This window comes from Marinomonas spartinae (genome assembly GCF_900089775.1).
In the GTDB taxonomy this organism is placed as follows: Bacteria; Pseudomonadota; Gammaproteobacteria; order Pseudomonadales; family Marinomonadaceae; genus Marinomonas; species Marinomonas spartinae.
Map to the genome: position 1 here is coordinate 33,205 of NZ_FLOB01000012.1, position 25,510 is coordinate 58,714.

General features: G+C 45.8%; 24 protein-coding genes. 11 read left to right on the forward strand and 13 right to left on the reverse strand.

The features are described from left to right. Positions 1–41 precede the first annotated feature (41 nt). On the reverse strand, positions 42–1,277 hold the full coding sequence (locus MSP8886_RS17950) for an NAD(P)/FAD-dependent oxidoreductase (protein WP_067019081.1): 1,236 nt from the start codon (positions 1,275–1,277) through the stop codon (positions 42–44). A gap of 131 nt (positions 1,278–1,408) precedes the next feature. Here MSP8886_RS17950 and MSP8886_RS17955 point away from each other — a divergent pair, with 131 nt between their 5' ends. After that, positions 1,409–1,834 carry a VOC family protein gene (locus MSP8886_RS17955; RefSeq protein WP_067019084.1) on the forward strand — a complete coding sequence of 142 codons (426 nt, stop codon included), beginning with the start codon at positions 1,409–1,411 and terminating at the stop codon, positions 1,832–1,834. 74 nt (positions 1,835–1,908) lie between these two features. Here MSP8886_RS17955 and MSP8886_RS17960 read toward each other — a convergent pair whose 3' ends face one another. Next, on the reverse strand, positions 1,909–2,391 hold the full coding sequence (locus MSP8886_RS17960) for an Hsp20 family protein (RefSeq protein WP_067019087.1): 483 nt from the start codon (positions 2,389–2,391) through the stop codon (positions 1,909–1,911). A gap of 490 nt (positions 2,392–2,881) precedes the next feature. Here MSP8886_RS17960 and MSP8886_RS17965 point away from each other — a divergent pair, with 490 nt between their 5' ends. Beyond that, positions 2,882–3,538: a nitroreductase family protein gene (locus MSP8886_RS17965; RefSeq protein ID WP_067019090.1), complete on the forward strand. Its 657-nt coding sequence runs from the start codon at positions 2,882–2,884 to the stop codon at positions 3,536–3,538. Positions 3,539–3,626: 88 nt separating this feature from the next. On the opposite strand, the gene MSP8886_RS17970 is transcribed toward MSP8886_RS17965, so the two are convergent. The 6 genes from MSP8886_RS17970 to hutU all read right to left on the reverse strand — a co-directional run bounded on the left by MSP8886_RS17970 (position 3,627) and on the right by hutU (position 10,375). Then, positions 3,627–3,866 (reverse strand): hypothetical protein, encoded by a 240-nt coding sequence (locus MSP8886_RS17970; protein ID WP_067019093.1) that lies wholly within the window; start codon positions 3,864–3,866, stop codon positions 3,627–3,629. Between the two features lie 495 nt (positions 3,867–4,361). Next, positions 4,362–4,898: a DUF924 family protein gene (locus MSP8886_RS17975; protein WP_067019096.1), complete on the reverse strand. Its 537-nt coding sequence runs from the start codon at positions 4,896–4,898 to the stop codon at positions 4,362–4,364. Positions 4,899–4,925: 27 nt separating this feature from the next. Then, positions 4,926–5,741 (reverse strand): N-formylglutamate deformylase, encoded by an 816-nt coding sequence (hutG, locus tag MSP8886_RS17980; protein ID WP_067019099.1) that lies wholly within the window; start codon positions 5,739–5,741, stop codon positions 4,926–4,928. Between the two features lie 18 nt (positions 5,742–5,759). Next, positions 5,760–7,031 carry an imidazolonepropionase gene (gene hutI / locus MSP8886_RS17985; protein ID WP_245659137.1) on the reverse strand — a complete coding sequence of 424 codons (1,272 nt, stop codon included), beginning with the start codon at positions 7,029–7,031 and terminating at the stop codon, positions 5,760–5,762. A 27-nt stretch (positions 7,032–7,058) separates the two neighbouring features. After that, complete coding sequence (gene hutH / locus MSP8886_RS17990) at positions 7,059–8,591, reverse strand: histidine ammonia-lyase (protein ID WP_067019101.1); 1,533 nt, start codon at positions 8,589–8,591, stop codon at positions 7,059–7,061. Positions 8,592–8,689: 98 nt separating this feature from the next. After that, the gene (hutU, locus tag MSP8886_RS17995) at positions 8,690–10,375 is read right to left on the reverse strand and encodes a urocanate hydratase (RefSeq protein WP_067019105.1); all 1,686 of its coding nucleotides are present in this window, start codon (positions 10,373–10,375) and stop codon (positions 8,690–8,692) included. Positions 10,376–10,815: 440 nt separating this feature from the next. On the opposite strand from hutU, the gene MSP8886_RS18000 reads away from it, so the two are divergent. Further along, positions 10,816–12,240, forward strand: coding sequence for a formimidoylglutamate deiminase (locus tag MSP8886_RS18000; RefSeq protein WP_067019108.1), 1,425 nt, complete (start codon positions 10,816–10,818; stop codon positions 12,238–12,240). On the opposite strand, the gene hutC is transcribed toward MSP8886_RS18000, so the two are convergent. Continuing rightward, complete coding sequence (hutC, locus tag MSP8886_RS18005) at positions 12,241–12,996, reverse strand: histidine utilization transcriptional repressor HutC (RefSeq protein ID WP_245659138.1); 756 nt, start codon at positions 12,994–12,996, stop codon at positions 12,241–12,243. 122 nt (positions 12,997–13,118) lie between these two features. Further along, on the reverse strand, positions 13,119–13,775 hold the full coding sequence (locus tag MSP8886_RS18010) for a cytochrome b/b6 domain-containing protein (protein WP_067019111.1): 657 nt from the start codon (positions 13,773–13,775) through the stop codon (positions 13,119–13,121). 257 nt (positions 13,776–14,032) lie between these two features. Between MSP8886_RS18010 and MSP8886_RS18015 the strand changes: the two genes are divergently transcribed. From MSP8886_RS18015 to MSP8886_RS18040, 6 genes are all read left to right on the forward strand, one after another. After that, the gene (locus MSP8886_RS18015) at positions 14,033–15,064 is read left to right on the forward strand and encodes a GyrI-like domain-containing protein (protein ID WP_067019114.1); all 1,032 of its coding nucleotides are present in this window, start codon (positions 14,033–14,035) and stop codon (positions 15,062–15,064) included. 69 nt (positions 15,065–15,133) lie between these two features. Further along, complete coding sequence (locus MSP8886_RS18020) at positions 15,134–15,352, forward strand: hypothetical protein (protein WP_067019117.1); 219 nt, start codon at positions 15,134–15,136, stop codon at positions 15,350–15,352. 197 nt (positions 15,353–15,549) lie between these two features. Further along, complete coding sequence (gene pepQ, locus MSP8886_RS18025) at positions 15,550–16,842, forward strand: Xaa-Pro dipeptidase (protein WP_067019120.1); 1,293 nt, start codon at positions 15,550–15,552, stop codon at positions 16,840–16,842. A gap of 351 nt (positions 16,843–17,193) precedes the next feature. Further along, positions 17,194–18,186, forward strand: a complete 993-nt coding sequence (locus MSP8886_RS18030) for a tripartite tricarboxylate transporter substrate binding protein (RefSeq protein ID WP_067019123.1) — start codon at positions 17,194–17,196, stop codon at positions 18,184–18,186. Positions 18,187–18,292: 106 nt separating this feature from the next. After that, positions 18,293–18,796 (forward strand): tripartite tricarboxylate transporter TctB family protein, encoded by a 504-nt coding sequence (locus MSP8886_RS18035; RefSeq protein ID WP_067019125.1) that lies wholly within the window; start codon positions 18,293–18,295, stop codon positions 18,794–18,796. Positions 18,797–18,803: 7 nt separating this feature from the next. After that, positions 18,804–20,318, forward strand: coding sequence for a tripartite tricarboxylate transporter permease (locus tag MSP8886_RS18040; protein WP_067019128.1), 1,515 nt, complete (start codon positions 18,804–18,806; stop codon positions 20,316–20,318). Between the two features lie 94 nt (positions 20,319–20,412). On the opposite strand, the gene aroQ is transcribed toward MSP8886_RS18040, so the two are convergent. The 3 genes from aroQ to MSP8886_RS18055 all read right to left on the reverse strand — a co-directional run bounded on the left by aroQ (position 20,413) and on the right by MSP8886_RS18055 (position 22,784). Next, positions 20,413–20,868: a type II 3-dehydroquinate dehydratase gene (gene aroQ / locus MSP8886_RS18045; protein ID WP_067019130.1), complete on the reverse strand. Its 456-nt coding sequence runs from the start codon at positions 20,866–20,868 to the stop codon at positions 20,413–20,415. 19 nt (positions 20,869–20,887) lie between these two features. Further along, complete coding sequence (locus MSP8886_RS18050) at positions 20,888–21,820, reverse strand: AEC family transporter (protein ID WP_067019133.1); 933 nt, start codon at positions 21,818–21,820, stop codon at positions 20,888–20,890. A gap of 109 nt (positions 21,821–21,929) precedes the next feature. Beyond that, positions 21,930–22,784, reverse strand: coding sequence for a shikimate dehydrogenase family protein (locus MSP8886_RS18055; RefSeq protein ID WP_067019137.1), 855 nt, complete (start codon positions 22,782–22,784; stop codon positions 21,930–21,932). A 246-nt stretch (positions 22,785–23,030) separates the two neighbouring features. Here MSP8886_RS18055 and MSP8886_RS18060 point away from each other — a divergent pair, with 246 nt between their 5' ends. Together MSP8886_RS18060 and MSP8886_RS18065 are read left to right on the forward strand one after the other, a co-directional pair. Next, positions 23,031–24,242: a LysR family transcriptional regulator gene (locus MSP8886_RS18060; RefSeq protein WP_245659139.1), complete on the forward strand. Its 1,212-nt coding sequence runs from the start codon at positions 23,031–23,033 to the stop codon at positions 24,240–24,242. A gap of 267 nt (positions 24,243–24,509) precedes the next feature. Then, a complete protein-coding gene (locus tag MSP8886_RS18065; protein ID WP_067019142.1) occupies positions 24,510–25,457 on the forward strand; it encodes a Gfo/Idh/MocA family oxidoreductase in 948 nt (315 codons plus the stop codon). Positions 25,458–25,510: the final 53 nt, after the last annotated feature.

Consider the following 25,510-nt stretch of genomic DNA (forward strand, 5'->3'; position numbering starts at 1 on the left):
CTTATCTTTTGAATACGAGCTGCCGCCCGATTTAGCCACTCTCATAGCAATCGTTCACGAGGCGACAGTGCGGTAATCAATTCATTGAATTCACCATTCATTGCCTGCATCAGCAATGCCGACGTTGTGGGCCCCAACGTGAACCCTTGATGACCATGGCCAAAGTGAAACCACAAACCTTTATGATTTGGTGCTTCACCAACAAGGGGCAACATATCTGGCATGCAGGGTCGTGTACCAATCCATTGCGGTTCTTCTATTTGTTTTCCCACATCCATTAATTGATTGAGAGCGTTGACGCCACGCACTAATTGGCTGGTCTCCGCAGGAGAATCCATCGGTACTAAGGCCGCCCCCGTGGTAATTCTTAGCCCTTGCTTCATGGGGGCTGCTAACACACCATTTGCGGTATCTAAAAAAGGCCGATTTAAATGGGTGGGCATAGCAAAATGCCCATGGTAACCACGTTTGTACACCATTGGAATCTGATAACCAAAACGTTTCAGTAACTCTGGTGACCAAGGTCCCAAGGCAATCACCACCTGCTCCGCCTCACGTTCGCCATCACTTGTCAGCACACTCCAACCATTCACAGTATGCTGCAAAGTATTGGCGTCCCCCGAGACAAAGCTTCCGCCCCGTTCAACGAATAATTCACAATAGGCTTGAGTTAAGCCGCCAGGCGACGAACAACTCCAACTTTGCGTAAAATGCACCACACCTGCCGGTGCCGCTTTTAACGCGGACTCTTCTTGTTGATAGGCTTTGCCATCCACAATACGCGATGTCACACCATATTCCTGGCGTAAAAATTCGGCTTTTTGGGTCGCTTTTTCAAACTCATCCGATTCACGATAAAACATGGCTAGCCCATCGCGCTGGATAAGATCTTCAGAGAGAGAATCGCGAATCAACTCCTCATGGTCTGCCGTCGAACGAAACGTCAATTGAGAATAAATTTTCGAGATCTGTGCGTGTTTCTGTGGCGCAGAATGACGTAAATAAGACCATAAAGCGGGCGCCATGTTCAGTACGCCATTTAAACGCCAAGTCACATCATTACTGACTTCAAACAGATAATTGAAGAGTTTGGAGAACTCCCTAGGTAACGCGTAAGGTTCTGCTGCTTCTACTTGAATAATGCCCGCATTGCCATAACTGGTTTCCAACCCCGCACCTGTTCGGTCCACCAGTGTGACAGTATGTCCTTGAGCCTGAAGAGCCAAAGCACTGCTCACACCAACCATACCCGCACCCAAAACAAGAAATTCCGCCATATTCCTACCTCGACATCCTTTCAGTGAAAAAGCCTTTATCCTATTCACTATAGCAATATAAGTCGCCATTAGTATAAATTAGCTGTCACAATGATGTATCAGCGCATATTTTCACCATAGGAGACCCCATTATGAGTCTACAGCCCTTCCACCTTGCTATCCCCGTCTATGACGTGCCGCTGGCACGGGCTTTTTATCGCGATGTTTTTGGACTGGAAGAAGGCCGTTCTGCACCAGAATGGGTAGATTTCAACTTTTTCGGCCATCAGCTCGTCATCCATCATCACCCCAAAATGCCCTATCAAGAACATGCAGGCACCAACGCAGTAGACGGACACAATGTGCCTGTTCCACATTTTGGTGTGGTATTAACATGGGAGCAATGGGAAGCGTTGGCAGAACGTTTAACCGCTGAAAAAACCGATTTTATCATCGAACCTTATATTCGCTTTAAAGGCCAAGTGGGCGAGCAAGCCACCATGTTCTTCCTCGATCCATGCGGTAATGCCTTGGAATTTAAAGCCTTTAAAGACATGGGACAGCTGTTCGCGAAATAGTACTGGTGACAGATGAGCATAAAAAAGGGCTGCGATCGCTCACAGCCCCGTCATCGTAATAAGCAATTTATTGCTTAGGCTACTTTTACATCCTGTTGTCTTGAGTCTTCTTTTTGATGCTCAAGCACACCATCATTGGCTTGGTTAATGGCAATTTTTCTTGGTTTCATTGCCTCAGGAATTTCTTTTACCAAGCTGATGGTTAATAGCCCACTTTTTAACTCAGCATTGGTTACCTCAACGTAGTCGGCAAGATTAAACTTGCGCTCAAACGAGCGGTTTGCAATGCCTTGATGGAGATATCTGTGCTCACCAGCATCCGCTTTTTCACCACGAACGGTTAGCACATTCTTTTCCACTTTAATGTCCAGGTCGCTTTCCTCAAAACCCGCTAACGCAAGCGAAATAGCATAGCGATTATCATCAACCACTTCGATGTTGTAGGGGGGATAACCGGCAGACACATTATCGCTGGTTAGCGCATTGTCAAGTAAAGAGGCCAAACGATCAAAACCAATGCTACTGCGATAAAGTGGGGTAAAATCAATTGAGTTCATAATAAATCCTCCTATTTGAAGCAAAATACTAATCATCAAAAGACGTAACCGAGACTCTCAAGGGAGACGATTCCGTTACATTTTTCAAAATAGGTCCATCAAAGGCATTTTCAAGGCGGATTTTTAGAAAAAATCGTCATAAATATACCCTTTTTAATAATATCCTGAGACCTTTGCAAGATGTCACGAGCGATGCCAAGACGCAGCAAAAACAGACGAGAAAGCGGAGTTTATAGCTATAAATGAGCATTTTTAGTCTGTTTTTAACAAAGTAATGGCAAGCGCAGTAGGCCTACAAAAGTCTCATCCTATTATCCCATAAACCCAACCCCTCCATGGCCGACATCAAGATAAGAATCTGCACACTGATTCAAGCTATTTCGACAATAGTTCAATAATTACCATGTTTTTCTTCAATGCTTTACAAGCTAGTATAAGCGCCATTACACCCGCATAGATCTCGGGCTTTATCCTATTTACGGAGACCATCATGTCACATCAAATTATTACTGATTTAGCAAAGCGCTATACTACGAAGCATTACGACCCGACTAAGCATATTTCTCAAGAAGACCTAGACGTCATTTACGAAGCTCTTCGCCTGTCCCCTTCTTCCATTAACTCTCAGCCTTGGAAATTTATCGTAACCGAAAGCGATGAAGCCAAACAGCGTATGCACGACAGCTTTGCGAACAAATTCCAATTTAATCAGAAACATGCCAAAGCCGCGTCTCATATCATCTTATTTGCTCATAAAACTCATTATACCCTTGAGGACTTTGCCAAAGTGGTGGATAAAGGCATTCAAGATGGCCGCACCCAAGCCGAAAACCGCGAGCAAGCCTTTGGCAGCTTTGCCTTCGCAGAAATGAATACAGATAAAAACGGCGATACCAGCCACTGGACCAAGGCACAAACCTACATAGCCCTTGGCAACCTAATGCACACCCTAGCTCGCCTAGGCATCGACTCAACACCACTTGAAGGGGTTGACCATGAATTGCTAAGCGAAATATTCAAAGATGAATTGGAAGGTTACCGCTGTGACGTAGGCCTAGCCATGGGTTACCACCATAAAAATGAGGACTACAACGCCGCGTTGCCGAAATCGCGTTTGGCATTAGAAAACGTGGTAACCGTGATTTAATTCCGTTGATACACAAACAAAAAAAGAGCAAGTCGACAGACTAACTTGCTCTTTTTTTATCCAGCATAAAGAGGACGAATACGAAAACTTAACCCGTCTGTTCCAGCACCATGCCAGTGGTTGCCATTTTAAAACGCGGATGCGATAGCCCACCCACACGCTCTAAGACCTCACCATTAAAAGTTTCATAGCGGCAGCGAACCAACGTCCGTTCAGAATGATCAACATGATTCACAATACGATCAAAGTCCTTGATCTCAAGTACAAGGTATTCATCTTTAGTGGCTGGGTTTTGGTATTTTCCGAGTAGCGTCTGAGTCGTCTTCACCTTACCCTCCTGACACAAGTTTATGATTGGCAAAATGTTGGTGATATCAGACTAGAATGGATTCTGGAAAGAAGTATTGCGATAGATCAAGCAAATAGATAAATACCCTCGGTATAATGTTGTTATCTGCCCTTTATTACTTCATTTAATGAGCAAAGATTACTGATTTAAAACATGATACTTCAATATGAATTTGTTGGGGCAGCCTGACTTGTAATTATGTCTTAAACCTATATGCAAGACAGACACCAAAGTATTACATCCTTGACACGGCAAAGACTCGCGGTGTTAGGCGATGACTCCCTCCGCTAAGAGGCTGTCGCAAAAGGTAACGAGCGAAGATAAGGCAAGGCAAAAACCGCCGAAAAGGCGGAGTTTATACCTATAAATGAGCATTTTGAGACGATTTTTAACGCTGAATTATCGAGCACAGTAGTTTTGCGACAGTCTCTCTAAGAGAGGTGGAGAAAATAATATGATAGAAAGACGACTGAGCTAAAAACTAGAATTGGGCTCCTCTAAAAATGCCAATTCTTCAGGTGACGATTTTCGCCCTAAAATGGCATTTCTATGTGGATAACGACCAAAACGATCCACAATTTTTTTGTGTTTTAACTCAAAGTCCAAACTATTTACTATACCTAAGCTTTCAAACAACTTTACGGCTTCTTCATGAATCACGGCGGATTCACTGTGCATAAACGGCATATATAAAAAGCTTCGTTCTGAAAGCGATAAAGTTTGATCAAAACCGTTTTGAATGGCCACTTGAGCCAGTGCTAACGCCATCGGGTCAGCAGCAAAAGCTTCTGGTTGGTCACGGTAAATATTACGTGAAAATTGATCGAGTAAAATTATCTCAGCCAATGCGCCTTTAGGAGAATGACGCCAAGCGGACAGTTCGCCCTGAACCGCTTGTTGATGAAGTTTGCCAAATCTCGTTATGAGTTTATTATCGAAATCGGTGTCTTTCTGAAACCACAACTCTGAATCAATCTCGTTAAACCAAAAATCCAATACTTCTTGATACATAACGCTAGCCTCAAATCAACAAACCAACTAAAGCTTAATCGCCATTAACACTTCAATCAAATCTCTCAATTGTTGTGTAATAAAGGGTCGTTTCTGCTCGTCCAGTTGATATTCCGACTGTTTCGCTAGCTCATCGTTTAAGTAAGTGTCTTGGGAGAGTTCAAGCTGGATCGCGTGAACCCCATGATGTGGCTGGCCAAAATGACGAGTAATATAGCCCCCTGTAAATCGACCATTGAGTACTTGTGTGTAGTTGGGTCTTAGGATTTGCGTGGCGGCATTCGCTAACGTGCTGTCACAAGCCTTGCCTTCGTTGGTTCCCCAATTAAAGTCTGGCAAATGCCCCTCAAATAACATGGGCACTTCGGCCGCGATACTGTGTGCATCAAATAAAATCGCGTAGCCAAATTTGGCTTTTAAACGTGCTAGCTCCTGAGCAATTATATCGTGATAGGGCATCCAAATCTGCTCTTTACAGAAGGTTCGGTGCTCAGCGCTTGGCGTTTTTCCCGCTTCAAAAATAGGGCTTTCGTCAAATAAGATATCAGGAAACAAGCCCGTGGTTTTGGTCGCGTAAAGGGGCTTGTCATCATAGGGACGATTCAGGTCAATCACGTAGCGAGAGTAGTTTGCTTTAATAAAACCCACGCCTAAAGAGACAAGAAAGTCGTATAACTCAGGCATATACCAATCTGTATCCGGTAGTTTTTTCGCCTTCTCCGTCAAACCTGCTGCCACCTCTGGTGTCAAATTCAATCCGCAGTGCGGCATGCTAACCAGTAAAGGCGAGTCCCCTTGCACAAAATCAAACGCTGGGGGAGTGAGAGGGGCTGGGGTTGTCATGGTGCTTCTCCTAGATTCTTATTGTCTGAATGTGTTGCCATAGCCCTTATTTCCGTGGCTCTTGTTACCGAAGTAAATGCGTTCTTTTATTAAATTGCCACCCAACCAATAGCTGAGTTCGCCAGGGCTTTCTACGTCCCAACAGATGAAATCTGCCACTTTACCGACTTCTAAGCTACCATGAGTATCGGTCATTCCCAATGCTTTTGCGGCATAAATAGTGGCGCCAGCCAGTGTTTCTTCTGGCGTCAGCGCGAACAAGGTACAGGCCATATTCATCATAAGACGCAAAGATAACACAGGGGACGTCCCAGGGTTGGCGTCCGTAGCAATCGCCATCGGCACACCATATTGACGCAGCAAAGCAATCGGTGGGCGCTGGGTTTCTTTTAGCGTGAAAAACGCCCCCAGCAATAGCACGGCCACCGTGCCAGAATCCGCCATGGCTTTCACGTCAGCTTCTTCAATAAATTCAATATGATCCGCCGACAAAGCCTTAAACGACGATGCCATGCGAGTACCACCTAAGGAAGACAGCTGTTCTGCATGGATTTTCACGGACAAACCTAGCGACTCGGCGGTGTTAAAATAACGCGCCACTTGCTCGGTACTAAAGGCAATCCCTTCACAAAAAGCATCGACGGCATCGGCCATTCCCAGTTCAGCAACGGTTGGCAACACCGTCTCGCAAAGGTAATCGATATATTCGTCTTTATCTGTGTATTCTGGTGGCATGGCATGGGCCGCCAGACAAGTCAGTTTCACGTTAACAGACAGCTCTTGCTCTAAACGCGCGGCGACTCGCAGCATTTTCAGCTCGCTTTCAAGGGATAAACCATAGCCAGATTTGATCTCAACCGTGGTGACACCGTCTTGCATTAAGCTTTGTAAACGGCGTTTAGCACTGATGACTAAGTCGTCTTCACTGGCATCACGGGTGGCTCTTACAGAGGAGGCAATACCGCCGCCCTGCTGGGCAATCTCTTGATAGCTAACGCCATTGAGACGTTGCTCAAATTCCCCCGCCCGATTGCCGCCGAACACTAAGTGGGTATGGCAATCGACTAAACCGGGGGTGACCCAACCACCCGCCAAATCATGCTCGCCATGCGTTTGGTAATGGGGTAAGTCAGCGGCTTCGCCAATCCAAGCGATGTGACCGTCGACCACACCAATGGCCGCATTTTCAATGGAGCTGTACTTCCCTCCTTTCATCGTCGCGACATGGGCGCCACGCCATAGGCTATCAAAGACCATGGACGTTTGATAATCGGCCTTAGGTGTCGTCATTGCTTACTCCTTAATGCATTTCGACCATTAAACGCTCGGTAGCAAACCCGCTGGCATGGCTTCGTTATGAACCGCTTCCAGAAGCAATGCATTGGCTTTTTCAATGTCTGGTGCGAAGTAACGGTCTTTATCGTAGAAAGGCACGCGAGCACGTAAAGTCGCACGGGCGTTTTCTAGACGTTTACTGGATTTCAGTGGTGCACGGAAATCTAAGCCTTGTACCGCAGATAAAATTTCCACGGCTAAGATACCGCGAGTATTTTCCGCCATGTCTTTCAAACGACGTGCCGCAAAGGTTGCCATAGAAACATGGTCTTCTTGGTTGGCAGAGGTAGGTAAACTGTCTACCGACGCTGGATGGGCGTAAGTTTTGTTTTCGCTCGCAAGCGCCGCTGCGGTGACTTGGGCAATCATAAAGCCTGAGTTAACACCACCATTGTCCACAAGGAATGGCGGCAATTTGCTCAAGTTGCTGTCGATCAATAACGCCATACGACGCTCAGACAAACTGCCGATTTCGGCAATCGCTAACGCCAGATTGTCTGCGGCCATGGCAACCGGTTCTGCATGGAAGTTCCCCCCAGAGATGATGTCCCCTTCTGCCGCAAACACCAATGGATTGTCCGACACCGAGTTGGCTTCCACGCACAAGACTTTTGCTGTACTGCGGATTTGCTCAAGGCAGGCCCCCATCACTTGTGGTTGGCAACGCAGTGAATAAGGGTCTTGAACCTTCTCACAACCTTTATGGGAATCGCCAAGCTCTGACGTTTCCCCCAATAGATGACGGTAAGCCGCTGCGGCATCAATTTGAGTTTGATGACCACGTACTTCATGAATACGCGCATCAAATGGGCTGCGGCTACCCAGCGCGGCTTCCACTGACAAAGATCCGCAGACAATCGCCGATGCAAACAGATCTTCTGCTTCAAACAGACCTTCCAAGGCAAATGCCGTGGACGCTTGCGTGCCGTTTAGTAGCGCCAACCCTTCTTTGGGCGCCAAAGTAATGGGCTCTAATCCTGCAATAGACAGCGCTGCTTGACCGGAAATGACTTCACCGCGATAACGGGCTTTGCCTTCGCCTAATAATACCGTGCTCATGTGAGCCAATGGCGCCAAATCCCCCGATGCACCGACTGAACCTTTTTTCGGAATGCATGGGTAGACTTCTTTGTTGATCAAAGTCATCAAGGCTTCGATCACTTCAAGGCGAATACCAGAAAACCCACGGGCTAGACTGTTTACTTTCAGCGCCATGATGAGTTTGACGGTTTTGTCATTCATTAACTCGCCGATGCCTGCCGCATGGGACAGCACGATACTACGTTGTAGCTCTTCCAAATCTTCTGGCGCGATACGAGTATTGGCCAGCAACCCGAAGCCTGTGTTAATACCGTACACAGTGCGGTTTTCTGCAATCACATCGTTCACCACCTGTGTGCTGGCATGAATCGCAGAAATGGCACTGTCATCAAGACTTAGCTTAACGTGACGGCAGCTGATTTGGCGCAGATCGTTTAGACTCAATTGACCCGGTTTTATGGTTAATTCAAACATGATGTTTCTCTCTAATATGTTGCGGTGTTCTGCAAGACGATTTCGTAAATGTTAAGTTAGTCGGAGTTTGCAATGCTTGTTTGACGATCCACAACCCATTATTTCAGTGCCATCGGCAAATTCAGCCCCTGCTCTTTCGCACATTCAATGGCAATATCGTAACCTGCATCCGCATGACGCATCACGCCAGTTGCTGGATCATTATGAAGAACCCGCGCAATACGCTCAGCGGCATCATCGCTACCGTCACAGACAATCACCATACCTGCGTGTTGTGAAAAGCCCATACCTACGCCGCCACCATGATGCAACGACACCCAGGTCGCGCCAGACGCGGTGTTTAACAAGGCATTTAACAGCGGCCAATCGGATACTGCATCCGAACCGTCTTGCATGCCTTCGGTTTCCCGGTTTGGACTGGCCACCGAGCCGGAATCTAGATGATCACGGCCGATCACGATTGGCGCCGACAATTCACCGCTGCGCACCATTTCATTAAAGGCTAGGCCAAGTTTGGCCCGTTGACCAAGACCCACCCAACAAATACGTGCTGGCAGACCTTGGAATTGAATACGCTCACGGGCCATATCCAACCAGTGATGTAGATGCTCATCGTCTGGAATCAATTCTTTTACTTTCGCATCGGTTTTATAAATGTCTTCTGGATTACCAGACAGTGCTGCCCAACGGAAAGGGCCCACGCCACGGCAGAACAAAGGACGAATGTAAGCCGGTACGAAACCTGGGAAATCAAACGCGTTTTCGACCCCCTCTTCCATGGCCATTTGACGAATGTTGTTACCATAGTCAAAGGTGGGAATGCCCATCTTTTGGAATGCCAACATGGCTTCAACATGCTTCGCCATGGACTGTTTCGCGGCTTTAACAATTGCCTGCGGCTCAGTTTGAGATTTCTCACGGTATTCTTCCCAACTCATGCCGATTGGCAAATAGCCATTTAGCGGATCATGGGCAGAGGTTTGGTCCGTTACCATGTCGGGGCGAATGCCACGTTTTACCATTTCAGGTAGGATGTCTGCAGCATTACCACACAATGCGATTGAGACGGCTTTGCCTTCCGCTGTGTATTTCTTGATACGTGCCATGGCGTCATCAAGATCAGTGGCTTGCTCATCCACATAACGTGTACGTAGACGAAAATCGATACGACTTTGCTGACATTCGATGTTCAAAGAACAGGCACCCGCTAGGGTTGCGGCTAGTGGCTGAGCGCCCCCCATACCACCAAGACCTGCCGTTAATACCCAACGCCCCGCTAGCTTACCATCGTAATGTTGGCGACCCGCTTCGACAAAGGTTTCGTATGTCCCTTGCACAATGCCTTGGCTACCGATGTAGATCCAAGAGCCAGCGGTCATTTGTCCATACATTGCGAGGCCTTTGGCATCCAGTTCGTTGAAATGTTCCCAGTTTGCCCAATGTGGCACCAAGTTTGAGTTGGCAATCAAAACACGAGGTGCGTTGCTATGGGTTTTAAACACGCCCACAGGCTTACCAGACTGAACCAAAAGCGTCTCGTCTGCTTCTAGCTCTTTTAGGGATTCAACGATCTTGTCATAGCACTCCCAATCTCGCGCTGCACGACCAATACCGCCATAAACCACTAATTCTTCTGGGTTTTCTGCAACATCAGGATCTAGATTATTCATTAACATACGCATCGGCGCTTCGGTCAACCAAGACTTGGCGGTGAGAGTGGTACCCGTTGGCGCTTTAACAACACCTGCGCGGTAACGCTTTTGCGAAATAGTTGGCTTAGTCATGATCCGTACCTTTAAAATGATTGGTTGTTTTTAAATGTATATACAACTAAATAAAAACATAATTTTTAAAAGCGCCTGTTGCAAGCTTTTTTTCTATCTTTCGGGTTTTTTTAAAGCAATAAAGACGGTAAAAACGAATGAAAATTTAAAAAACGTCTTACTTAATAATAATTTGAGGCCTTTGCATGATGTTACGAGCGATACCAAGACGCGACAAAAACAGACGAAAAAGCGGAGTTTATAGCTATAAATGAGCATTTTGAGTCTATTTTTAACAAAGTATTGGCAAGCGCAGTAGTCGTGCAAAAGTCTCAGGTTAAAAATAGGCTTTATAAATAAACCCAAAAGAGAAGAAACGCCATCTTGTATGTACAAGTTATTTTCCATTACACTCATATTTGTCAACCACACAGCAACCCTGTCCAACTCAGGAATTGATTATGCCCAACAACAACCAGACGGATCTCTTTGATAACAAGCGCCTTCCCCAAACCTATTTTGCTAAACGGGTGCTATTGCCTTCTGGTTGGGCAAATAATGTGCTTTTTTCTATCAAAAACGGTCAATTCCTCTCATTTGAGCGAGACAGCACACCAACGACAGGCAGTCAGAGGCTGACAGGCCCCGTCCTACCAACAATCGCCAACCTGCATTCTCATGCCTTTCAGCGGGTAATGGCAGGGGCGGCGGAGGTCTGCCTCAATCCCAACGATAGTTTTTGGAGTTGGCGCGATTTAATGTACAAAATCGTGCAGAAACTGACGCCTGACGACGCGCGTGTCATCGCGACTCAGCTTTATATTGATATGCTAAAAGCGGGCTACACCCAAGTGGGCGAATTCCACTATTTACACCATGGTTTGGGTGGAAAGCACTATGATCAAGTGGGTGAGATGGCGAACCAGCTTATTGCAGCGGCGGACGACTCTGGCATGGGGTTAACGCTACTACCGGTACTCTATTCCCATTCTGGCTTTGGTGGTCAGGCGCCCAATGCAGGCCAAGCTCGGTTTATCAACTCGACAGAGTCGTACCTCAAGCTGCATCAAGCTTGCCAGTCTAAGATTAACGATCACCCACATCATAAATTGGGCGTCTGTTTTCATTCATTGCGTGCTGTGACTAAGCCTCAAATTGAGACGGTACTCAACACCCTTAATGCGTCGTATCGCGATACTTGCCTAATCCATATTCATATTGCAGAGCAACAAAAAGAAGTCCAAGACAGCTTGGCTTATAGTGGTCAGCGACCTGTGGAATGGCTACATAGCGAAATTGGTCTAAATGAGCGTTGGTGTTTGGTTCATGCCACCCATTTAACCGAGAGCGAGCGTCACGCCATTGCCAAAAGCCAAGCCGTCGTTGGATTGTGTCCGACAACGGAGGCGAATTTAGGGGATGGTATTTTTCCTGGCGTCGCCTTTGAACAAGACAATGGCCGTTGGGGCATCGGCTCTGACAGCCATGTGAGCCTATCGATTGTCGAAGAGCTGCGAACCTATGAATACGGACAACGTCTACGCGACCAACAACGCAACCGCTTGTATCGCGCAGATCAAACCCGCGTTGGCGATAACCTTTACCTACAAGCGTTACGGGGCGGCAATCAAGCCTGTGATGTGTCATTGGGATTAACGAAAGGTAACCGGGCTGACTTTATGGTACTCGACGAGTCTCACCCTTTTATGGCGGCAAGCGAACCCAAAGATCTGCTCAATCGCTGGCTGTTTGCCAGCAATGAAAACCTTGTTAAAGACGTCTTCGTAGCAGGCAACCACATCATTAAAAACTTCCACCACCAGCAAGAAGAAAACAGCCGACAGGCTTTTATTCAAGTTATTAAAAAGGTGATGTATAACACTTAATTAACGCCCAAAGTGCCCAAACAGCTGGAAGCGGGAACCCGGGTGCAGCAAGCGCGCCACGGTAATGATATCGTCTCCCGCCCAAGTACGACGATTAATCTGTAAGCATGGTTCGGTAGGCGAAATCTGCAAACGTTCGCACTCCGTTGGGGTTGGCAACACCGCTTCGACCAAATGCTCCCCTTCCGTCATGGGAGCGGTAGTCATTAGGTATTCATAGGAGGTGTGTTTGGAAAAGTCTTGCTTATCATAATCGGGTGCGCGACTGGCATTCACGATGCGCTCTTCGATTTGAATCGGCAGATCGTCTTCATAATGGATCACCACGGAACGGAAAATACCATGATTGGTGCGCACCCCCAGCATCACGGCTTCTTCTACACTGGCTTTAGCGGATTCCAGCACCAATAACTCCGAACGGTGCTGATGGCCACGAGCAATAATCTCTTCGGCAATGTTATGCACTTCAAACAAAGCAGAATGGGCTTTCTTTTCTGCCACAAATGTTCCAAGGCCCTGATGACGAACCAATATCCCTTCAGCGGTTAATTCCCGCAATGCACGATTCACTGTCATCCGGCTCACGCCGAGGGCTTTCACCCATTCCGCCTCAGATGGGACGCGCTGATTCACTTGCCACTGACCATGACTGATTTTTTGGGTGATAGCCTGCTTTAGTTTGGCATAAATGGGCTGTGACGCATCGGGCATGTCATCAAATAAATGCGCAAGCATTGATAGAGTGTCTTCTGACAATGGAATATCCGTTTGCTGATGAATGAAGTGCTATTATATCGCGACGCTCAAGCATCAAACAATAGACTTGTATAGACAACTCAAGCTAACATGCGCATTTCTTCTTGTGACAATACCGACGATTATATCGGCATCATCCATAATACAGCCAACCAAGCAAGCCCGATGACCAGTGACAGAACGATGCCCAAGCGAGGCGTCTGTACTTGTACAGGCCCCGTTAGCCCTTTCTTTTTGCCGTGCAGCATGGCGAGAAATAGCCGTTCCTTAAGATGAATTTCATGGAACAAAACTGCCAAGATGTGTAAGGCCACTAATGCCAATAAAATATTAGGTAAAGTATGGTGAATGGTTGAAATACGATCTAGCCAATCATCGGAAGCATAACCATTGAAAGGGCCGAACCAAAAGATCTGATCACTGGTAAACAGTCCCGTCAACCATTGGAGGCTCAACCCAAGAAATAATACGACCACCATTAATGCGCCAATCGGATTATGACCCGCATAGTGCTCATGATGTCCGGTAAGCAATCCTTTCACATAAGAGAAGACTACCTTAGGAGAACGTACAAACTGCCCAAAACGCGCATAATGAGACCCCCAGATGCCATATAAAACACGAGCTAGGATTAACGCGGACAAACTATACCCCATATAAAAATGGTATTTGAACCAGTCACCTCCTTCATTACCAGTTATGATCAACCCCGTAAACAAAAGCGCCATCAACCAATGACTGACTCGAATCGGCCAATCCCATACTAATTCAGATTTCATGTTTGTTTTTTCCTATGCAATAACCGCATTCGTTCGCTAAAAATATCTCATCAGACTATTTTTAACGAAGGCAGTTTAACGGGCGTATTTTGCTTGAGATATTAGCAAGCATCATCACCCTGTTAAATCTCATCATAGTAGACAAAAAACCGCCATAAGTTCATTTCACTCATGGTATTTATTTGTCTATTGAGTCTAGACGCTTTTTTTCTTTTCTTAATTAGCATAACAACGCCATATAACAAGGAGTGAACACCATGTTGCTAGGCTTTCTCTTTATTATTGTTTTAGCCTGTCTGGCCATTGGCTACAGCTATCTTTTTAAAGGCCGATTTTTTGCGAGGCAAAGCCTCGTTATTGACCTACCTTTTGACGTCGTATCAGAAAACCTAAAGGATCTAAGCAACTGGCCACAATGGATACCTTGGCTACTCTTTGAAGCGGATACAAAAGTGCATTATGACTATTCCCATGCCGGAGAAACCACTCTATTACCCTCATGTTTAAGCTGGAAAGGTAAGCTCATTAAAGAAGGGTATATCCTCATGGAGCCAGCACGTTCCAGCGCTAGCTATTGTCATGCTGTTATCGAGGCCAATGCGTTTTATCCGAGGGATGTGTTTCTTAGTATCGACCTCACCAAACAAGGCTCCCATACGGGAATTAACTTGCAACTCACAGGAAGTGTCCCTTTTCTATTGCGTTACAAAACGGCCTTACTAAAAATTCGTGCAAACAAAGACCTTGAGCTGTCCCTATTACGATTAAACGCCCATTTGGTTCAATACAGCCAACGCACGGATTACGAATTTGCCAATCCTTCCTATACATTTTTAGAGACAACGCAACTTGGCCATTTTGATGCCGTTACTCGCCCTTTTGAGGCAAAAGACCAATCGATTTCACAAAAAATGGAGCAGGGCTTTCACGATTTATTCACGGCTCTTGGCCCACAAAACCCAATCGCTGGGCACCGCTTTGCCCTCTATAGCAAAGCCGATCCGATTCATCATGACTTTGACGGAATCCTAGGGGCATTAGTACAAAATGTAGAGCCCTGCGACCTGCACCCCGAACGGATCACCCTTAACGGGACATACCTGCAATTACTCTACCATGGTAGCTATCAACACTTATCCTTGGCATGGCATGTGATCCACAACATGATGCGCTTACAAGGCCATCGACCAGATAAAAAGCACCCGAGTATAGAGATCTACGAAATGGGACCAGGCCAAACCAACAGTCCAAAAGAGTACGTTACAAAGGTATGTTTACCAATTAAGTAGCTTTTTTATTCGTCAAGAGTAAAATCAAAAATGAAGAAGTCTAATACCTACTCACTTTAAGGATGAAAAATGATGATCTCTGACCACCAGCTCTGGTTTATAGACCGCGCATTTGAGTTAATAATTACGATTGCCTTTTTCTACGTTTTTAAACATCTTTTTCATATAAATAATAGTTGGTTATTAGCTTTTTTGGCCGTTTCCTCAAGTTTTTTAATCGCTGGTGTTGTCTATAAACAGGTTGAAAAAACTAAACTGTGGGCAAAGCTTCGGTCCAATCAACAATAGAGTCCTTCCCCTGTACCATGCCCATATTCGGGACTTTTTTGCGGTTCTAGATAGAAGTGCCCTATTCCTTTAGAGTATGCTCATTACTAACGCCCCCAACACATGATGCTGAGCATTCTTGATGGATCAAGGGTCGCGAGCATTACGCTTTAAGCATACGTAGCAAATACCTTTTAAACGAATAAGAGCCGATTACGATGACAACTCTCTATCAGGACCATCTCACTGTATTACAACAACGCTATGAAGCCGCCTTAACACACTTCCAATGTGATGCCGTAGTACTGGCGTCAGGTCATAAACAATATTACTTCCAAGACGACCATACAGCGCCCTTTCATAGTTACTCTGGTGCCCAACAATGGCTTCCATTTACCTTAAGCGCGGAAACCTATCTCATTATTGAAGCAGGCAAAAAACCGCGTATTGTGTGGCCGATTCGTGATGATTTTTGGCACGCACCAAATCCCGTTCCCGCTGGTGAGTGGCAGGATAGCTGGGACATTACCCCCGCCCGTCGTGACGATAAATGGTTTCAAGGTTTACCAGAAAAATGTGCCTGGCTTGGCCCCGAACCACAAGATTTTGCTTATGTTATCCCAGGTTTTAATACCTATGTGGATTTTGCCAAAGCGGTGAAAACCCCTTATGAAATAGCCGCTATTCAACGTGCTAGCGTCCGTGGCGCAAAAGGACACCTTGCCGCAAGGGATGCCTTTTTAAATGGCTTGAGTGAATTTGAAATTCATTTGGCCTATTTACAAGCCAGCCAACAAACCGCCAACCAAGAACCTTACCCTAGCATTATAGGCGTCAACGAACATGCTTCGGTGCTGCATTATGAACACAAAGACTTTGATCGTAGCGCCAATCCACTAACCTTGCTGATTGATGCTGGTGCCACGGAGCATGGTTATGCCAGTGATATAACGCGCACCTTTACCAAACAAGACGATGAGTTCCGAGCTTTGGTCAAAAGTCTGGACAGTGCCGAGCAAGAAATGGCAAAAAAAGCCTTGTCTGGCATGTCCTATCCTGAACTCCACCAAGAGGCTCTGCGAACCATTGCTGGTATTCTCCAGGACCATAAAATTTGCTCGTTGAGTGTGGATGAACAAATTTCAAAAGGTATTACACAAACCTTCTTCCCCCATGGCCTTGGACATTTGTTAGGGTTGCAGGTGCACGATGTAGGCGGCTTTCATCAGGATGTGTTAGGCACTCGCCGTGAGCCTGATGCGAATGCGCCTTTCTTACGACTGACCCGTACATTAGAAGAAAACATGGTGCTCACCATCGAACCCGGCCTATATTTTATCCCCATGCTGTTGGACAAAATGCAGGCTGAGATACCACAACACGGGTGTAATATGGCACTCATTAAGCAACTTATCCCCTATGGCGGTATTCGTATTGAGGACAATATCGTTGTAAAAGACGAAGCGCCAGTTAACTTAACCCGACAAGCCTTCTCTGAGTGCGAAGCGTAAACCATTAAGTCTTATAAACCACAAGCGATGCGATTTTGGAGCATAAGTAAAATAATCGCGCTTGTGGTCGTTAGCCAAAGGGATTGGAACCACGGCAAATCACAGTAAATGATATCTTCTGATGCGATTATGATGAATTTTATCCTAAAAATATGGCTACTAATCGATTATCCATCACTAAAATAGTATAAAATTTGCTGGATTTGGAATAGATAAACTCTTTTATCATTCACGAATCATAAGCTAAAGTAATCGCCTTTACCGTTTATTTGCCCCATTTGGGTAAATGAAAATAATAATAAACGTTTGACCTTAGCTCATTTATTTTGCATAAGGCTAACCGGAGACTCCATGAAAAAAACAGTACTAACACTACTCACGGCCCTGTCACTATCCTCAACAGCAAGCTTTGCTGCCTACCCTGACAAGGACATTCAAGGCATTATCCAATGGGGAGCTGGCGGCTCAACGGATACGGTCATGCGTTCCATCGCGCCTCATGTCGAAAAGCTTCTCGGTACAGACATTATTCTCACTAACAAAACAGGTGGCGTGGGGGCGATTGCCACCAAGTATGTTTATGCTAAACGCGCCGACGGTTACACCCTGCTCATGGGAGCAGAAAACCCACAGATGTATAAAGTCTTAGGCTTAGGGAAGATCGATTACAGCGATATGATCCCCATTGATATCTTAGCCCGTGGCACGCCAATCATTGTTGCTAATAGCAACGCGCCTTATAACAACATGGAAGAGTTTCTAGACTATCTTCATAACCATCCAGACCAAGTAAAAATAGGCTCAACAGGCAAAGGCGGGATGACCTCACTGGTGCTTGCCATGCTTAAGTCTCAAACTAAGATGAATTACATCAGTATTCCTTACAATGGTGACGGCCCAGCGTTAACCGCGATTCAAAGTGGTGCTATAGATGTCATGCCTGCCGTATTAGGCGCGGCCATTGAGCAAGTGAAAGCGGGTCGTATGAAGGTCATTGGACTGATCGACAACGAGCCCAATAAATTACTTCCCAACATAAAACCAGTAACAGACACCTTGCCGGGGATGAAAAAGTATCTGCCATGGGGGCCTTTTTTTGGTGTGTTCGTGAAAAAAGGCACGCCTAAGGTAGCAGTTGAAAAACTACAAACCGCATTCCACAAAGCCGCGTTGAACCCTGACTTTATTAAACTTATGGATAAACGTGGTTACAGCATTTTGAATATCAGTGGTAAAAAGGCAAGAAACTTCTTGGACTCCTATCGCTCAACTTCTTCTTGGTTAGCATACGAAGGCGGAGTCGCGAAAATATCCCCTGCTAAATTCGGCATTCCAAAACCTTAATACTGCGAACGATGTGGGATCTCATGCTGACGATCTCACTCATCATCAAACAGGAGAGTCGCACTTGCCTGCGGCTCTCCTTGTATTGGCATAACCTGGAGTCTATATGTCCAGCCCATCCCTACGTAAGCCAGGCGAAGTAGTTTTTTCTTTGCTATTGGTTGTATTTAGTCTTTTTGTCTTTTGGCAGGCTTACAAAATCGCAGGCTTCTCCTCCATGAGCTCTGCTGGGGCATTCCCTATGGCCGCGTCTTTCGCGATGCTGTTGTCTTCTTGTTTTATTTTTGTGAAGACGCTAAGAACCCCTAAAGCGCAAGGGATGCGCTTTTTTTATCACTGCTTACCACCCGTTGTTGCCTTTATTATGGCCATTATCCTGATATACGCCGTTTTACTGAATAGTGTCGGCTTTACCTTAACCAGTTTTGCTTTTCTGTTTATTTGTATACAAACGTTGCATCGACGGAGCCCTTTCTACACCTTTGCTCTGTCTCTTATTACGCTCATCGTGGTGTATATTGTATTCCGACTGATTTTCCAAGTCGTTCTTCCCGAAGGTATTGTCCCAGAAGATCGAGTCATCGCTGTCATCAAGTCACTGTGGAGCTAATTACACAATGGATGCTTTAAGCTATTTCGCTACCTCATGGGTATCGCCTGAATTATTTGGACTCACAGCATTAGGGACATTTTTAGGGATTTATATTGGTGCCATTCCAGGTCTTTCTGTGACCATGGCTGTCTCCATTCTTATCTCTTTTACCTTTTCATGGGACGTGAATAATGCCCTTTGCCTAATGGTCGGTGTGTATATGGGGGGCGTGTACGGCGGTTCCCGAACGGCTATTTTGCTGAATATTCCAGGCGCCCCTTCCGCTATTGCAACCGCACTGGATGGCTACCCGCTTGCTCAAAAAGGTCTGGCTGGTGAAGCCATAGGTCTATCGACTGTCATGTCAGTTATCGGTGGCTTTGTTGGCATCATTGTGCTTGCCCTTGCTGCACCAACGGTCAGTAAGTTTGCCATCACCTTCCAACCTCGGGATTATATGATGCTGGGCATTCTCGGGATCACTTTGGTTGGCTCATTATCTGGTGGCAGTTTAGCCAAGGGAATTTTTGCTGGTGCACTTGGCCTGTTGGTCGGTACTGTTGGCCTTGATCCGATGACCGCACAAGAGCGTTTTACTTTTGGTGATGTGAACCTCTGGAATGGCATCAATCCTGTGGCGGTGATGATCGGCATGTTTGGTGTAGGCGAAGCACTGCATCAACTGCACTATATGGACAAGACAGTGGTCAAACAAAAAATTAACCGTATCCTGCCAAAATTATCAGACCTTAAAAAGTACTTACCTTTGAGCTTACAAAGCTCTCTGTTAGGGGTCATTATTGGTGCTTTGCCTGGCACTGGCGGTGATATTGCCGCATTAATGGCCTATGACCATGCAAAACGCATTACTAAAAACCCCAAAGTGCCCTTTGGGGAAGGAGCAAAAGAGGGATTAATCGCGCCGGAATCGGCAAACAACGCCGCCGTCGGCGGGGCCTATATTCCCATGCTGACATTAGGTATCCCAGGAGATGCCGTAACAGCGGTCTTTATCGGCGCCCTATTTATCCACGGTTTAAACCCTGGCCCATTATTGTTGACTGAACAGCCCCATATGTTTTGGTTCACCGTGGGCAATTTAACCCTATCGAATATATTTGTACTGATCTTTGGCCTAACAGGCATTAAGATTTTTTCTAAGATTGTCGAGTGCCCGAAAGGTATTTTAATTCCGATTATTTTCTTACTGTCGATCGTTGGGTCTTACGCCATCAACAACTCGATTGTCGATATCTGGTGGATGCTGGCCTTCGGTATATTAGGCTACTTTATGCGCCTTTACCGTTTCCCTGTAGGCCCAGTGATTCTAGGGGTGATTTTGAGTTCACTAACCGATCAAAACTGGCGGCGCGCCATCTTAAGTGAGCGTGGAGATTTGGGCCCATTCTTTGCTCATATTTTCACAAGCCCATTGTCTACCGTTCTTTTCTTAGCCATTGTGTGGATTTTCTTCACGCAAACGCCGATTTGGACAAAAATGCTCAAGCCAAGGTTATTTCGTAAAAAATCATCAACCTGATTATCGGCTATTTGGACGTACCTGCACTTATATTCAGAACCACTAGTGCACGGTACGTCTCTTCTAATCATTCGCAGTTTAAACAAACCAAGCCTCAGGCTTGCTTCATCTTATGAACCAGCCCTTGGATACCCAAAACATACCCCTGCACACCCATACCAACGACAATGCCTGCTGCCACGGAAGAAATATAAGAATGATGACGAAATGCTTCCCGTGCATGCACATTGGATATATGCACTTCAATCACAGGTACCTCTGCGCCTTTGATCGCATCATGTAAGGCAATAGAAGTATGAGTATAAGCACCAGGGTTAAACACGACGCCTAGCATCTCGCCTTCTTTAATACGTCGTCCCGCCTCATGAATATAGTCAATCAAAATCCCTTCATGGTTCGATTGACGAAAATCGATGTCATGACCTAATGCGCTCGCCGCATCTCGACACATGACTTCCACATCAGTCAAGGTTTCATAGCCATATTGCGCTGGCTCACGGCTGCCTAACAGATTCAAATTTGGTCCATTCAATACCATGATGGTCGACATCGCTGTTACTCCCGATAAATTAAACAAAATAACGTAAGATAATACTTAATGTGAAAAAGGAAGCCACCGTCGTGATCAATAAAGTACTGGCGCAAAAACTACGCTCACCGTATTTGTCGCCAATAATAGGATAAATGCTAAACATAGGGACGGCTGAAAATACAATCACGGCGGCTTTCAATTCGCTCGGTAAGTTCGGGGTCAGTGACAGCAACATCATCACCACCAATGGAAAAAAGATCAATTTCCCCGTTGCCACCAAGGTAATTTGCTTAAGACTCCCCTTGATCGATACCCCAACTAAAGAACCGCCAATCACAATCAACGCCACAGGCGCAGAAGCAAGCGCCAGCATATCTAGCCCTCGAGACAAAAATACCGGCAAAGAAAAGCCAATCGATGAACCAATCAGTCCGGCACACACCGATAAGATAATCGGATTCGATATTACCCGTTTAAGTATGGGGAACACGACACGATCACCGCCCGCACTATTTTTACCATACATCGCTTCAACAAAAATCAGCCCCAATGGCATCAAGATAATGTTTTCCACCATAATGCTCATGGCAAAGGCTTGTGTCGGCGGATGATGAAAAAATTGCAATAATACAGGAAAGCCAATAAAGGCACTGTTTGGCATGGTCGCTCCCAGTCCTCTTACTCCAGATGCGACCCAGTTGTCCTTAAAAAACCAACGACAGACAAAAACAGTCGTGGTTAGCGTGATCAAACCACTCCCTGCGTACACTGCCATATAACTAATATTAATGGACTTCGCCAGATCCATATTTAATAGCTTAGTAAACACTAACGCCGGTAATGCCAAGTACAAAACAAAGCGACTCAAGCCGGGCAGCGACATAGCGGGCAATAGTTCAAAGCGCACCACAAGATAGCCAAGCAAGATCAAAAAGAAAATTGGCGCAGTAATGTTTAACACAGCATCCATAGTCCACATTCCTTATAGGCAGGTGGCACAATCATAAAGGCAAGCATAATAACCAATTCCTCACCTGCTTGATAAGAAGGCGGTGATGATGGCCTGATTGTTAGGCTATTTAAATTAACTCGCTGGTAACATTGAAGGTTTCTCTAAACTGATGCCATACGGGCATCACATCTGTCACCTTTATACCAGTGAAGATTTCAAATGCATCAATTCCTTGATAAAAAAACAAATCAAAACCCGAGACGATCTCTAACCCATTACGATGAGCTTCGACTAAAAACGCGGTATCCATTGGAGTGTAAACGGCATCAAACGCCCACTTCTGCCCACCAATAAACTTAGCCTCAAGCGGTAAGCCTGGAGTCTTATGGTGGCCAACTGGCGTACAGTTCACCAAGCCATCCACTTGCGCTGCAGCAGCAGGAACGTCCTCTGTAGCAACATAACGAGCTTGATAACCAGCCTCATTAAGCGCCTTTACCAAGGAGCGAGCACTTTCTTCACTTAAATCGGTCACCAGCAACTCTGTGGCCCCCACATCAAACAAGGCAAAGCCAATTGCTCGCCCAACGCCTCCTGCGCCAATCATCAATACTTGACCTGCAGGCAGCGCTCCTAAACGTCCTTTATAACCGCGAATAAACCCAGTGTAATCGGTATTAAAAGCACATACCCTGCCACCTTTTAGTAATAGCGTGTTGCTCGCGCCCACTTTTCTTACCGCTTCATTGACTTCGTCGGCACTGTCGATGGCAATTTGCTTGTAAGGAAAAGTCACATTGGTTCCGACAAAGCCCTTCGCTTGAATTTCAGCCAGTTTTGCCCGAAAAGATTCTGCGGTACTGTCTTCTGGCACCTGTAATTGATAATCAACCGGTAGCTGGTGCAATTCCCCCAGCATCATGTGTAAAGAGGGAGCACGAGAGGCCGCAATAGCTTGCCCAATGAGAGCTAGATTTATCATATACCTACCTTAATAAAGCGATTCTACAAAGAGAAAGAGAGTCGTTCTCTGACCATCCATAATAATAGTAAAATCATATACTAAGCAGCACTTGAGAATCCTAAAAATTTCGCAATAGATGAGAATAAAAAGCTTATCGGCAAAATTCCGACATAGTGTAAGGCTATTGATCTTTGTGTATCTTTGCTATTCATTTTTGATATAGTAATTATATCAGTCCTTATAGCATGCGATGAAAGAATGGAAATGCCTATCCCAAATTTACGACACCTGCGTGTCTTCCTGGCGGTGACCGAGTACAAAAGCATCACCCGTGCCTCTGATTACATTTTTTTATCCCAACCTGCGATAACCCAAGCCATCGCGAAACTCGAGAGTCAACTGGGGGCCGCGTTATTCGAGCGTCACTCTGATGGCATGTATCCGACTGATTGTGGCAAAGTTTGGAACGACCGAGTATCAAGAGCCGTGGATCACATACTCATAGCTTTGATTGATATCGCAAAAGAAAACAATATCAAAGAAGCCGATCCAAAGCACATGCTGGCGCTAATAAGCACGACTCAACTAAAAGCACTGGTTGCCGTTTGCGAAGCGCAAAACTTTAGTATTGCCAGCCGTAACCTAGGGGTCTCTCAATCTTCCGTGCACCGGGCCGCACGAGATTTAGAGCGATTGCTAACGGTTATTTTATTTGAGAGAAACAGCCTAGGCATCCATGCCACTCGAGCGGCACGCCATTTATCTAAAGCGAGCAAACTGGCGTTCAGTGAATTACGTCAAGGTATATATGAAATCAACACCATACAATGCCGAGATGTTAGCACCATTGCCGTTGGTAGTATGCCATTAGCGAGAACTACCATCTTGCCAAAGTCCATTTTGCGTTTTAATGAGCGCCACCCAGATGTGAACGTCAACATTACCGAAGGCCCCTATTACGACTTACTGCACCATCTTCGTCAGGGAGACATCGATATGATTTTGGGGGCGCTACGTTACCCGCTTCCTGCTGACGATGTGGTTCAAGAGGAACTATGGTCACCTCCCCTGTCCATTATTGCCAAACACGATCATCCATTATTTGGCCGTGACAACCAAGTCACAGCCGAAGAGTTAGCACAGTATGCTTGGGTAGTACCAGCACAAGGCACACCGACAAGACAAGCGTTTGAACATATTTTTCAAGACGCTAATGTGGCCCTTCCCACTCGCTTTGTTGAGTCCAGTTCGCAGATTTTAACCCGCGAGGTACTGCTTGAAAGTGATCGATTAACACTTATTTCTGCCCATCAGATGGAGCGAGAAATCAATATTGGTTTATTAAAAATCCTGCCCTATCCACTAGAGCATACGCGCCGCCCCATTGGCCTTTGCCTTAGAAAAAACTGGCTTCCCACCACAACCCAGTCACACTTTCTAAGTATGTTGAGAGACGTGTGTGAAACATTTCGCTAATATTTTCTAATAGTGTATTGCAAAAATCGAATACCTCATGCGGTTATTTGATTATCCCATCACAACGCTGGATGCTAAATTGATTGGGATAAGTAAAAGAGACGGAGTTTTACTCTGAAATCATTGCCTGATAGCGCAAGCAAAGTCAGACAAGGCAAAAAACTAACGAAACAGCTGATCTCCAAATCGTCTCTTTTTTAATATACGGAGACCTTTACACGATCGTTTTAAATCACAATACAACGACTCGCAAGTCAGGAGTAGAATATGAGAATTTGTATCGCAGGTGCTTCCGGTGCTTTTGGCATGAAACACATGGACGCTATTGCCGCCATAGAAGGATCTGAAGTCGTTTCTGTCGTCGGTACTAAAATCGACGCCATTAAAGCCTTCGCCGAAGAACGTGGTGTCCCTCACTATACAACCGACTTAGCGGAAAGCTTAGCCAGAGAGGATGTCGACGCGGTCATTTTAGCCACACCAACCCAATTACACGCTTCACAAACCATTCAATGTTTGGAAGCGGGCAAACACGTCATGTCCGAAATCCCTATGGCAGACAGCATTGAAGACGCTCGCAAAGTGGTTGAAGCACAGAAAAAATCTGGTCTTGTTGCCATGGCGGGACACACTCGTCGCTTTAATCCGTCTCATCAGTGGATTCGTAACAAAATCGATGCGGGCGAATTAAATGTCCAACAAATGGATGTACAAACCTATTTCTTCCGTCGTTCTAACAAAAATGCCTTAGGTAAAGAGCGCTCTTGGACTGACCATCTTTTGTGGCACCATGCTTGTCATACTGTAGATTTATTCCAATATCAAACAGGCGAAACCGCCAGCAAAGTACAAGCATTGCAAGGCCCAATCCATCCTAAGCTTGGCATTGCCATGGACATGAGCATTGGCATGAAAGTACCTAATGGCGCCATTTGTACCCTGTCTTTATCTTTCAACAATGATGGGCCATTTGGTACCTTCTTCCGTTATATTTGTGATAATGGTACCTATATCGCCCGTTACGATGATCTCTTTGATGGTAATGATAATAAGATCGACCTAAGCGGCGTCGCCGTTTCCAACAACGGAATCGAGCTGCAAGATCGTGAATTTATCTCTGCTATTGAAGAAGGCCGCGCCCCTAATGCCTGCGTCACCCAAGCCATCGAGGCCATGGAAACCCTTTATCGCCTTGAAAAATGCCTTGAAGAGTAAGGATAAAGTGCGTTTTTACAACAGGGAGCCGTCGCTCCCTGTTTTCATTTGTA